Source organism: Gordonia sp. 852002-50395_SCH5434458, assembly GCF_001665905.1.
Taxonomy (GTDB): domain Bacteria; phylum Actinomycetota; class Actinomycetes; order Mycobacteriales; family Mycobacteriaceae; genus Gordonia; species Gordonia jacobaea.
The window spans coordinates 1-11390 of the sequence record NZ_LZTC01000036.1 but is presented as its reverse complement, the minus strand read 5'-3'; the positions used below and the strand labels follow the sequence as shown (position 1 = coordinate 11390).

General features: G+C 66.4%; 9 protein-coding genes and 1 pseudogene. 4 read left to right on the top strand and 6 right to left on the bottom strand.

What is annotated here, in order from left to right; all coding sequences use genetic code 11:
• Positions 1 to 101 precede the first annotated feature (101 nt).
• The 5 genes from A5785_RS07860 to A5785_RS07840 form a co-directional block, all read right to left on the bottom strand.
• Positions 102 to 1214, bottom strand: coding sequence for an acyl-CoA dehydrogenase family protein (locus tag A5785_RS07860; protein ID WP_049698042.1), 1113 nt, complete (start codon positions 1212 to 1214; stop codon positions 102 to 104).
• Positions 1211 to 2182 (bottom strand): acyl-CoA dehydrogenase family protein, encoded by a 972-nt coding sequence (locus A5785_RS07855; protein ID WP_049697738.1) that lies wholly within the window; start codon positions 2180 to 2182, stop codon positions 1211 to 1213. The genes A5785_RS07860 and A5785_RS07855 overlap by 4 nt, the downstream gene beginning before the upstream one ends.
• A 3-nt stretch (positions 2183 to 2185) precedes the next feature.
• Positions 2186 to 3352 (bottom strand): acyl-CoA dehydrogenase family protein, encoded by a 1167-nt coding sequence (locus tag A5785_RS07850; RefSeq protein WP_049697739.1) that lies wholly within the window; start codon positions 3350 to 3352, stop codon positions 2186 to 2188.
• Between the two features lie 3 nt (positions 3353 to 3355).
• Positions 3356 to 4273: an enoyl-CoA hydratase gene (locus A5785_RS07845; RefSeq protein WP_049697740.1), complete on the bottom strand. Its 918-nt coding sequence runs from the start codon at positions 4271 to 4273 to the stop codon at positions 3356 to 3358.
• Positions 4274 to 4358: 85 nt separating this feature from the next.
• Positions 4359 to 4841 (bottom strand): hypothetical protein, encoded by a 483-nt coding sequence (locus A5785_RS07840; protein WP_049697741.1) that lies wholly within the window; start codon positions 4839 to 4841, stop codon positions 4359 to 4361.
• Between the two features lie 266 nt (positions 4842 to 5107).
• Here A5785_RS07840 and cysC point away from each other — a divergent pair.
• Positions 5108 to 5677, top strand: a pseudogene (gene cysC, locus A5785_RS07835) (adenylyl-sulfate kinase); the annotation flags it as partial.
• 96 nt (positions 5678 to 5773) lie between these two features.
• Positions 5774 to 6574 (top strand): 3'(2'),5'-bisphosphate nucleotidase CysQ, encoded by an 801-nt coding sequence (locus tag A5785_RS07830; RefSeq protein WP_049697743.1) that lies wholly within the window; start codon positions 5774 to 5776, stop codon positions 6572 to 6574.
• Here A5785_RS07830 and eccA read toward each other — a convergent pair.
• Positions 6534 to 8327: a type VII secretion AAA-ATPase EccA gene (gene eccA / locus A5785_RS07825; RefSeq protein ID WP_049698043.1), complete on the bottom strand. Its 1794-nt coding sequence runs from the start codon at positions 8325 to 8327 to the stop codon at positions 6534 to 6536. The two genes, A5785_RS07830 and eccA, sit on opposite strands and share 41 nt — an antisense overlap.
• A 138-nt stretch (positions 8328 to 8465) precedes the next feature.
• Here eccA and purL point away from each other — a divergent pair, with 138 nt between their 5' ends.
• Both purL and A5785_RS07815 read left to right on the top strand, forming a co-directional pair.
• Positions 8466 to 10769, top strand: coding sequence for a phosphoribosylformylglycinamidine synthase subunit PurL (gene purL / locus A5785_RS07820; RefSeq protein ID WP_049698044.1), 2304 nt, complete (start codon positions 8466 to 8468; stop codon positions 10767 to 10769).
• A 119-nt stretch (positions 10770 to 10888) separates the two neighbouring features.
• Positions 10889 to 11365: a CD225/dispanin family protein gene (locus A5785_RS07815; protein ID WP_082938029.1), complete on the top strand. Its 477-nt coding sequence runs from the start codon at positions 10889 to 10891 to the stop codon at positions 11363 to 11365.
• Positions 11366 to 11390: the final 25 nt, after the last annotated feature.

Below are 11390 nucleotides of genomic sequence, written 5' to 3'. Positions count from 1 at the left end.
GCGGTGGGGTGGTCTCGACAAGCTCGACCAGCGGTGCGGCTCGACCAGCGGTGCGGCTCGACCAGCGGTGCGGCGGCTCGACCAGCGCTCGGGCGGCTCGGCTAGCCGCGCAGGGCGTCGACCATCTCGGCGACGATGTCGTGTGGTTGGCCGAAGAGCTGGGCGCTGCCGTGGGCGCGTTTGAAGTACAGCCCGATGTCGTGTTCGGCGGTGATCCCGATGCCGCCGTGGATCTGGATCGCCTCGCCCGCGACGGTGGCGAACGCTTCCGAGCAGTACACGTGGGCCGAGGCCGCGAGGTCGGCGGCATTCGGGTCGTCGGCGACGACGGTCTCGATGGCCGCGCGTGCGAGCGATCGCGACGACTCGACGAGCGTGTACATGTCGGCCATGCGATGTTTGAGCGCCTGGAATGACCCGATGATCCGGCCGAACTGAGTCCTCGACGATGCGTGCTCCACGGCGAGTCGGAGCGCGCGGTCGGCGCCGCCGACCTGTTCAGCTGCGAGGAGTGCCCAGGCAAGCGTGCGCAGTCGCGACACCACGTTGCCCGCTGCGGTGACAGCGGTGGCCGCGGTGTCGTCGAATGTGATGCGGGCCAACGGCCGCGTCGGGTCGACGGTGGGGAGTGCGGTCACCTCGATACCGTCGGCGTCGGCATCGACGACGTGCAGTGTGATGCCGGACGGTGTGCCGGCGAGGACGAGCAGCAGGTCGGCTGACTCGCCGTCGATGACGAACTCTGCTGTGCCGGTGAGCAATCCGGCTTCACTGGAGACACCGGGGATGTCCCACCCCGTCGCGCCCGCCCAGCACAGACTAGCGATGCGTTCTCCGGATGCGATGTCGGGAAGCAGCCGCGCGCACGCGTCGGTATCGCCGCTGAGCAGCAGGGCGCCGGACGCGAGTGCCGTCGAGAAGACAGGCACGGGACTCAGCGTCGCGCCGAGTTCCTCGAGCACCGTTGCGGTTTCGACGAACGATGCTCCCGCACCGCCGAACTCCTCCGGGACCGCGAGAGCTGCCACGCCGATCTCATCGCACAATGTGCGCCACAGGTCGCTGTCGAACCGGCGGGGTGTGCGCATCGCCGCGCGCACCGCTGTGGAGTCGGATCGCTTGGCCAGAAGATCGGCGACGGACTGCCGCAACGCATCCCGGTCCTCGGTGGATACCGTGCTGTGTGTTGCCGTGTTGTGTGTCGTCGTGCTCACAGCGACTCCAGAATCCGCGCGCGATGCTGTGCCGGCGTCCCCCACGCGCTCACCAGCGCGCGAGTCTTGGTGATGTACAACGACAGATCGTGTTCGGAGGTGTATCCGATCGCACCGACAACCTGAAGAGCTCGCCGGGATGCCAGGTACGCGGCGTCGGCCGCTGCAACCTTGGCCGCGGAGATGTCACGGCTCACGTCGACGCCCTCGGGAACTCCGCCGTCGATGCCGACTGCTGCGCCGTGGACGAGCGGGCGGGCCATCTCGAGGGCGATCGCGACGTCGGCGAGGTGATGCTTGACCGCCTGGAACGATCCGATCTGGCGCCCGAATTGCTTGCGTGACAACGCGTAGTCGGATGCGAGTCGGAGCATCGTCGAGCCGAGACCGAGTAGTTGAGCCGCGGTGGACAGTGCTCCGAACTGTGCGGCTCGGTCGCCATCGACACCGTCTGCGATCACCTCGGCCGCGCGCACCGTGGACACCGTTCGCGTGGGATCGACCGACTGTGCTGTGTCGTCGACCGTCGCGAGCGACAATGTGCCGTTGTCGACGACATACACGTGCTCGGCAGCATCGGTGTCGGCTGCACGCGGAGAAAGGGGCGCGATTGCCGCCGAACTCAGCCGCCCCGATGCCGCAGCGTCGAGCGCATCTGACTCCGTGGCCGACCGCAGCAGGATCGGCACCACCGCAACGGATTCGACGATCGGCCCGGGGAGCGCGTGGCGGCCGATCTGTTCGAGTGCGACGACCATCTCGACGGCGCCTGCTCCGGCGCCACCGTGCTCCTCGTCGACGAGCAGGCCGAAGACGCCGATGTCGGCGAGCTGGCGGAAGACACCTGCCGCGGGAGAGCGATCACCGTCGGCCCATGCACGGGCAACGGCAGGCGCATCCGCTTTCGTGAGGAGCGTGTCGACGCTCGATGCGAGGTCGTCGTGGATGTCGGACAGCAGGAAGTCCATCGTTCACCTGTCCCCGCGCGGGAGGCCGAGGAGGCGCTCCGCGATCACATTGCGCTGAATCTCGTTGGTGCCTGCGTAGATCGGCCCGGACAGCGAGAAGAGGTAGCCGTCAATCCATGCGTCGTCGATCTCGGCGTCGGTGCCCTGTAGTTCCAGCGCTGTCTCGTGGGCCGCGATGTCCCACTGCGACCAGAAGACCTTGTTGATCGACGACTCCATGCCCAACTGCCCGCCTGCCGCGAGTCGGCTGACCGTCGCGTATGTCGACAGCTCGTAGGCCCGCGAGCCGATCCAGGCGTCGGCGACGCGTGTATCGACGCCGGAGGCGGTGGGTACGTTGTCCCGCTGCGCTTTCCACAGGTCGACGAGGCGATCCGTGGTGGCGAGGAAGCGACCTGGCGAACGCAACGACAGCCCCCGCTCGTTGGCGGCGGTGCTCATCGCGACCCGCCACCCGTTGTCGACGTCGCCGATGACGCCGGAGTTCGCCGGGTCGGCGGGGTCGTCGGGGACGAAGACGTTCTCGCAGAAGACTTCTGCGAATCCCGGCTCGCCGTCGAGTTGAGGGATCGGCCGCACCGTGACGCCCGGGCTGTGGAGGTCGAACATGAAGTAGGTGAGTCCCCGGTGGCGTTGCGCCTCTTTGTCGGTGCGGAACAGGCCGAATGCCCAGTCGGCGAAGCTCGATCGGGAACTCCACGTCTTCTGGCCGTTGAGGAGCCAGCCACCGTCGGTTCGGGTGGCCGTGGAGCGCAGCGAGGCCAGGTCGCTGCCGGCTTCGGGTTCGCTCCAGGCCTGGCCCCAGATGTCGTCGGCACGTGCTATACGAGGCATGATTCGGGCCAGTTGTTCTGGATGTGCGTGCTCGAAAAGTGTTGGTGCCAAGAGGAAGATGCCGTTCTGGCTCACTCGGCCGGGTGCGCCGGCACGGTAGTACTCCTCCTCGAAGATGATCCAGTGCAGGAGCGGGGCGTCGCGGCCACCGAACTCCTCCGGCCAACTCACCACCGACATGCGGTCGGCGGCCATTGTGCGCTCCCACTCCCGGTGCGCCTCGAAGCCCTCGGCGGTGTCCATCGAGGGAAGTGGTTGTGCGGGAACATGATCTGCGAGCCAGGTGCGCACCTCGAAGCGGAACTCGTCAGCGGCGGCGTCGAACGTCAGGTCCATCGGTCAGCGTCCGTTCGACGTCGAACCCGCGGACGCCTTCATCGACTTGGCATCCATGCCACCGAGCGAATCCCCACCGGAGGATTCGGCATTGGCCGAATGCGCGAAATGGTGCCAGCCGAATACCGAGTCCATCGCGGTGCGCATGCCCATCTGGTCCTCGCAGATGTTCACCGCCTTCTTGGACAAGAACAGTCCCTGCATCGGCATCGCGACGATGTTCTCGCAGATCGCATCGACCTTGGCGCCCAGGCCATCCCGCTCGACGACGTGGTTGACCATGCCCCACTGTTCTGCCTGTGTCGCGGTGAAGCGTTCGCCGGTGAAGAGGATCTCCTTGGCGCGACGTGGACCCAGCACGTAGGCGTGTGCGAAGTACTCGACGCCCGGAATACCCATACGTGCAACGGGATCGGAGAAGAACGCGTCGTCGGAGGCGACGATGAAGTCGCATACCCACGCGAGCATCAGGCCGCCCGCGATGCATGCGCCGTGCACGGCCGCGATCATCGGCTTCGGGATCTCCCGCCACCGTCGGCACATCCCGAGGTAGACCTCGGTCTCGCGGGCGAGACGTTGATCGGCTCCCGACTTGTCTGTGTGGTCCCAGTGCAGGGCGGCGACGTTGTCGTAGTACGTGTCGAAGTCACGCTCCGGGGTGCCGATGTCGTGGCCCGCCGAGAAGTGCTTGCCGTTCGCGCGAAGCACGATCGCCTTGACGTCGGGGTCGTCGACTGCCTTGCGGAACGCGGCGTCGAGCGAGTACGTCATCACCGAGTTCTGGGCATTGCGGTACTCGGGCCGGTTCAGCGTCACGTAGGCGACCGCGCCACCCGGACCGCCGACCTCGTAGGCGACCGGCGAGGTGTCCGGGCCGAGGTCGTCGGGACCAAGCGGGGCGGGGATCACGGCGTCGCTCATGCTCACGAGCTTAACCTAGCAAATGCTTGGTTGGTAGTCTCGCGTGCGGTTCCTGCAGTGTGCAGTGGTGGGTAGCGCCAGGGGTTTAGCGCACGGTGATTGTTCCGCTGCAGGCGGTGGTGGGGATTGCCCACAGCGCGTTGCGGTTGACCGCGCTGAGCGTGACCCGGACCTTGCCCGGGCCGGTGTTGAGCGCGAAGGTGGGTCCACCGACGAAGAGGGCGATCTTTGCCGTGTTGAAGGCAGTCCCTTTTCGGTTGTTGTTCAAGTTGTGCCAGTCGAGCCGCCCGGCGGATTCGTATCCTCCGCTGAATGTCCAGAAGGACGAGATGTCGCGGACAGCGGCGGTGACTGTGCCCGGTCCCGTCTGGGAGACGAACAGTCGCGCGGTGCTGTAGGGCTGGTCGACGATGTTCGGGCTGATGCCCCAACACCGTTCGAGGGGCGCGACCGTTTCGGCATGGGCGGTACCCGAGCCGACGCTGAGGGCGGCGAGTGACGACGCGGCGACCCCGGCGGCTGCAAGTGCAGTTGCGACGCGGGTGCGGATTGTGTGTCGATGATGCATGGTGTAGTCCTCGATCGGGTTCCGGATGCGAAACGTTGGCGGGAACGCCGCCGCGTCGGGATGTGCGGCGATGCACGACGGTTAATTCGGGCAATACGGCCGAATCGTTAGCTGGAATTGTGAGCTGTGACACGACCGTGACGTGGCAAGCTGAGACCATTCGGCGTCAGCAGCGAGATGAAGGTGGGCGCGACGGGGATGACGACAGAATGAACGCAGACGGGGGCGACGGCGGGCAGTCGGCGGGCAATGAGCGCGATCTGAACCCGAACGTCGTGTGGCAGGCCAGCAAAGTGTCGCGGGAGCAGCGCCCCCACCGTGGTGGGACCCTGTGGATCACCGGATTGTCGGGCTCTGGAAAGTCTTCTGTGGCAATCGAACTCGAGCGTCGACTGGTCACGCAGGGGCGACCTGCGTATCTGATGGACGGAGACAATCTCCGACACGGCCTCAACTCCGACCTCGGTTTCGGCGACGACGATCGGCGCGAGAACATCAGGCGCACAGCAGAAGTCGCGGCACTGTTCGCCGATTCCGGCTCCGTCGCGATTGTCTCGCTGATCTCGCCGTTCGCGGCGGAGCGTCAGCGTGCCCGCGAGATTCACGACGAACGCGCACTGCCGTTCTACGAGATCTTCCTCGACACGTCGTTGCAGGAGTGCGAACGCCGCGACCCCAAGGGCCTGTACGCCCGTGCACGGCGCGGTGAGATCAGTCACTTCACCGGGATCGACTCGCCCTACGAGCGGCCCGAGAAACCAGATGTCGTGATCCGGCCGACCGACGGGCTGCCAGCGGAGACGGCTGCCGCTGTTCTCGAACTTCTCGGGCTATGAGCGCCGAGCTCTCGGTCTACGATCAGCAGGCGTCGGCGTGGCCGGCGCGCGCAGGCGCATCCCGGCGCCTGGGCGAGAGGGTGGAAGGGGCAACGAGTGGACGACCGCAGCCTTGCCGGAGAACTGGCGACCGCAGCAGGTAAACTGCTTCTCGAGATCCGCGCGAACAGCGGCCTGACCGGCCGCGCGCTCGGCGACGAGGGAGATCGACGCTCCAACGACTTCCTGCTCGCCCGCCTCGCCACCGATCGCCCCGACGACGCTGTCCTCTCGGAGGAGTCGACGGACGACAAAGCCCGGCTGATCTCGCCGCGCGTCTGGATCGTCGACCCCGTCGACGGCACACGGGAATACGGGGCCGTCGACGAATCCGGTGAGGGCCGGAAGGACTGGGCTGTGCACGTCGCGCTCTGGTCGTCGACCGGCGGCGGCACGCTCATCGCCGGTGCCGTCGCGCTGCCCGCGCTCGGGATCACCTATGTCGACGACGAGACGCCCGTGGCGCCGACCGAGGGTCTCGCCGAGGTTCCGCGCGGTGACGCCCCGCGCGTCGTCGTCAGTGGCTCTCGTCCGCCCGCTTTCTCGCAGGCCGTCGCCGACGCGATCGGCGGCGAGGTCGTGCAGATGGGTTCAGCGGGCGCGAAGGCGATGGCCGTGGTGCGCGGTGAGGCCGACGCCTACGTGCACGCGGGTGGGCAGTACGAGTGGGATTCCGCGGCACCGGTTGCCGTCGCTCAGGCAAAAGGTCTGTGGTGCAGTCGAATCGATGGCTCGCCGCTGGTCTACAACCAGGACGACACCTATCTGCCCGACCTCGTGATCTGCCTGCCGGAGTTGCGCGACGCGATCATCGAGGTCACGAGTTCAGAGCCAACCCCGACATCAGAGTCGCGATAGCGGCGCGCACGTCGCTTGCTTCGATCCGCATCAGGTCTTCGGCTGACAGCGAGCCCAGATCGCCTGCGGTGAGCCGATATTCGCGCTCTTCCTCGGCAGATTCGACGATGTTCCGCACAAAGCGGCCGTTACCCGCGAGGTCGATTCCCCGCCGCGTTCCCGCACCGGCTTCGCGTACATCCTCATAGAGCGGTGCACACGCCTGCTCGATCTCGGCCGCAGCTTCGGGGGTAAGTATCGAATCACGGCGCCGCGCGAGGTAGTCGCCGATGCTGGCCAACTCCCGCGGGGTGTACGACTCGAAGCGGATGCGTCGGGCGAATCGTGACGCGAGGCCGTCGTTGGAGGCGAGGAACCTGTCGATCTCTGCGTCGTAGCCCGCGATGATCACCACGAGCCGGTCGCGGTTGTCCTCCATGCGAGCCAGCAGGGTGTCGACGGCCTCGCGTCCGAAGGCGTCGCCACCGGAGAGTCCTTGCTGGACAAGGGTGTACGCCTCGTCGATGAACAAGACGCCGTCCATGGCCGAGTCGATCAGCGCCGACGTCTTGATGGCTGTGCTGCCCAGGTGTTCGCCGACCATATCGCGTCTGGTGGCCTCGATGACCTTGTCGGACTTGATGAATCCGAGCCCGCAGTACATCTTGGCGATCACGCGCGCGACAGTTGTCTTGCCGGTGCCGGGCGGCCCGGTGAACGCCAGGTGCAGGCTGCGCGCCGACGTCGAGAGACCCCGGTCGGCGCGGATTCTGGCGACCGTCGCCGCCGACTGCAGTTTGGCGACCTGCTCCTTGACCGATGTCAGTCCGATCTGGGCGTCGAGCTCTGCCTGTGCGGCACTCACCAGATCTTCCGCGGTCTGCGACGCCTCGTCGGACTTGTCCGGTGATGTGAGTGTTGGTGGAGTCGTCGGGGCGGACGCGGGATCCCACGGATCGGTCCGCGCCGCGATCTCGTCGGCGGTGGTGACGGTCAGTCGCGTCGCGGGCGACCGGAGTGCGTCGGCAGCCGCGGTCAACGAGGGATCGCTGGCGAAGGCCTGCTCGAGCATCGATGTGGCCTGCGCCTGTTTGCCCTCGCCGCGCAGTGTGAGCCCGTAGGTGTACATCGCCCGGCTCGCACATGCGGGAATGGCGCATGACATGGCTCGTTCGAGGCGTCGAATGGCTTCGGCGCTCATTCCGAGCTGCGCGCAGGCGGTGCCCGTCAGATAGTCGGCGACGGCGCTCATGTGGGGGTCGTGCCACTGTTCTGAGCGCGCGAGCGTCGACAACACGTCCGGCCATCGCCCGGTGCGGAAGTAGAGCACGGCTTCGATGAACGTCACGATCGGAGTTCGACGCTGCTCGGCAATCGCGTCGACGACGTCACGTGCTCCCGCGAAGTCGTCGCCCGCGATCAGGGTCGCTGCGTAGGCGGCCGCAGCCTCGACGGCGTCGGTAAGCGGGTAGTCGAGGAACATGCCGGTGTACCACCGCCCGACAAGCGTTCGGGGCGGCAGTCCGAGTCTGCGTTGCTCCGCTCCGATGCGGTCGCTGTGTCGATAGAGCGCGAAGAGCACCTCGTTCGACGCGTCGCCGCAGGCCAGGCGACCGAGCCAGGCGTCGGCCATGGTCGGGTCCCACTCGCTGGCGCGCGTGAATGCCTTTGTTGCCTGCGCCTTGTTGTCGACCGGGTCGGTGCCCTCGACGGGGATCCCAAGTGAGAGCACCCCGAGCTCGAAGAGCTGCCGCGCCTTGCGGACGTCGGTCATCATCCCCCCCAAAAGTCCGATTGAACCGCTTCGCGTAGATCAATCACCGTAGCCGTTGTGTCGTGCGCTCGGGTCGCGGTCGACACAGTCCGAGCCCGATGCGGGCCGGGCGGTAGAATCTGGCAGGTGAGCGATCCTGTGGAGACCGTGTCTGTGGATTCAACGTCTGTGGATTCAATCGAACGGGCAGTCGACAGCCCCGATCAGCCCCAGCCCTACAAGGAACTCGGACTCAAGGACGACGAGTACGAGCGGATCAAGCAGATCCTCGGTCGCCGCCCGACCGATTCCGAACTCGCCATGTACTCGGTGATGTGGTCGGAGCACTGCAGCTACAAGTCGTCGAAGGTGCATCTGCGCTACTTCGGTGAGACCACCACCGAGGAGATGCGTTCGGGCATGCTCGCGGGCATCGGTGAGAACGCGGGTGTCGTCGACATCGGCGATGGCTGGGCCGTCACGTTCAAGGTTGAGTCGCACAACCATCCCAGCTACGTCGAGCCGTATCAGGGCGCAGCGACCGGTGTCGGTGGCATCGTCCGCGACATCATGGCGATGGGTGCCCGCCCGATCGCGGTGATGGACCAGCTCCGCTTCGGCAGGGCCGACGCCCCCGATACGCGACGCGTGCTCGACGGAGTGGTCCGCGGTGTCGGCGGCTACGGCAACTCGCTCGGACTGCCCAACATCGGCGGCGAAACGGTCTTCGACTCGAGTTACGCGGGCAACCCCCTGGTCAACGCACTGTGTGCGGGTGCGCTGCGCACCGAAGACCTGCAACTGGCCTTCGCGTCGGGAACCGGGAACAAGATCATCCTGTTCGGTGCTCGCACCGGACTCGACGGCATCGGCGGTGTGTCGGTGCTCGCCTCGGAGACCTTCGACGACACCGGCGAGTCCGGCCCCAATCGCAAGAAGCTGCCGAGCGTGCAGGTGGGCGACCCGTTCACCGAGAAGGTGCTCATCGAGTGCTGCCTCGAGCTCTATCACGCGGGGCTGGTCGTCGGTATCCAGGATCTCGGTGGCGCCGGACTTTCATGTGCCACATCGGAATTGGCATCGGCCGGCGACGGCGGCATGAAGATCGAACTCGAGAAGGTTCCCATGCGCGCGGTGGGGATGACACCCGCGGAGGTGCTCTCCAGCGAGTCGCAGGAACGCATGTGCGCGGTCGTCACCCCGGAGAATGTCGACGCCTTCCTCGCCGTGTGCCGCAAGTGGGATGTGCTCGCCACCGTGATCGGCGAGGTCACCGACGGCGACAACCTGGTGATCACGTGGAACGGTGAGACCGTCGTCGACGTCCCGCCGCGGACCGTCGCGCACGAGGGTCCGGTCTACGAGCGTCCGGTCGCCCGCCCCGACTGGCAGGACGGTGTGGTCGAGTCGACCACGGAGGCCCTGCAACGTCCGTCGACTCCCGACGAACTGCGTCAGACACTCCTCGACCTGCTCGAGTCGCCCGCACTCTGCAGCCGCAAGTTCATCACCGATCAATACGACCGGTACGTGCGCGGCAACACCGTGCTCGCCGAGCATGCCGACTCCGGAGTGATTCGGATCGACGAAAAGACCGGTCGAGGAATCGCTTTGGCCACCGACGCTTCGGGGCGCTACACCTTCCTCGACCCGTACCGGGGTGCACAGCTCGCGTTGGCCGAGGCGTATCGCAACGTGGCGGCGTCGGGTGCAACCCCCCGCGCGGTGACGAACTGCCTGAACTTCGGTTCGCCGGAGGACCCGGCGGTGATGTGGCAGTTCCAGCAGGCTGTGCACGGGTTGGCCGACGGGTGTCGCCAGCTCGGCATTCCGGTCACGGGCGGCAACGTCAGCTTCTACAACCAGACGGGGTCGACGCCGATCCTGCCGACACCGGTCGTCGGTGTACTCGGTGTGATCGACGACGTGCATCGTCGACTCCCGACCGACTTCGGTACCGAGCCCGGCGAGACGCTCATCCTGCTCGGCGAGACGCGCGACGAGTTCGACGGCTCGATCTGGGCGGAGGTCGCCTACGACCATCTCGGCGGTGTGCCGCCGGAGGTCGACCTCGACCACGAGAAACTGCTGGCCGACATTCTGACTGCTGCCTCACGCGACGGCTTGGTCTCGGCTGCGCATGATCTCAGCGAGGGCGGGCTGATCCAGGCCGTCGTCGAATCCGCGCTCGCAGGTGAAACCGGTTGTCGCATCCTGCTTCCCGAAGACGCTGATCCGTTTGTGTGGCTGTTCTCCGAATCGTCGGGACGTGTGCTGGTCGCGGTGCCGCGGACCGAGGAGTCGCGGTTCACCTCGATGCTCACCGCCCGACAGATGCCGTGGACGCGTATCGGTGTCGTCGATCAGGGTTCCGACTCGGTGACCGTGCAGGACCAGTTCGAGGTGACACTCGACGAACTGCGCGCCGTGCACGAGGGCACGCTGCCGAAGCTGTTCGGCTGAGACTGCTCGCCGGGCGTTGTTCCTGCTGTCGGGTCTTCGAATGGAATCGACGGCCCGTATAGGGTGTCCGTTGGCCGTGTCCGTTACGCTCCACTCGACCAAACTCGAGAGGAATCCCGATGACCAACCCGTATGACCCGCAGGGCGACCCGCTGAAGAAGGATGGCGGATACGGTCAGGCGCCCTACGGTGGCCAGCAATATGGGCAGCCCCAATACGATCAGCAACAGTACGGCCAGCAACAGTATGGGCAGCCCCAGTACGGTGGCCAGCCTCCATATGGTGGGCAGCCCTACGGGCAGCAGCCCCAGTACGGCTACGGACCCGCGGCACCCGAAAACAACCTGGTGTGGGCGATCCTGTGCACCGTGCTCTGCTGCTTGCCGCTGGGCATCGTGTCGATCGTCAAGGCGACGTCGGTGAACGGCCTGTGGGCCTCGGGCGATTACGCGGGCGCGCAGCAGGCCGCCGATGATGCCAAGAAGTGGGCCATGTGGGGTGCCATTGCGGGCGTCGCGAGCGTCGTCGTCAGCATCCTCATTTATGTCATCTTCTTCGTCATCCTCGTCGCCAGCGTCCCGTCGAGCTCGTACTGACGACCGCGAACTGACAACCACCGCG

Bases quoted from the DNA above. Each gene is read 5' to 3' on its own strand.
- eccA (WP_049698043.1), bottom strand. From the start codon at position 8,327: ATGACCGACGTCCGCAAGGCGCGGCAGCTCTTCGAGCTCGGGGTGCTC.
- A5785_RS07855 (WP_049697738.1), bottom strand. From the start codon at position 2,182: ATGGACTTCCTGCTGTCCGACATCCACGACGACCTCGCATCGAGCGTC.
- A5785_RS07815 (WP_082938029.1), top strand. From the start codon at position 10,889: ATGACCAACCCGTATGACCCGCAGGGCGACCCGCTGAAGAAGGATGGC.
- A5785_RS07840 (WP_049697741.1), bottom strand. From the start codon at position 4,841: ATGCATCATCGACACACAATCCGCACCCGCGTCGCAACTGCACTTGCA.
- A5785_RS07845 (WP_049697740.1), bottom strand. From the start codon at position 4,273: ATGAGCGACGCCGTGATCCCCGCCCCGCTTGGTCCCGACGACCTCGGC.
- A5785_RS07850 (WP_049697739.1), bottom strand. From the start codon at position 3,352: ATGGACCTGACGTTCGACGCCGCCGCTGACGAGTTCCGCTTCGAGGTG.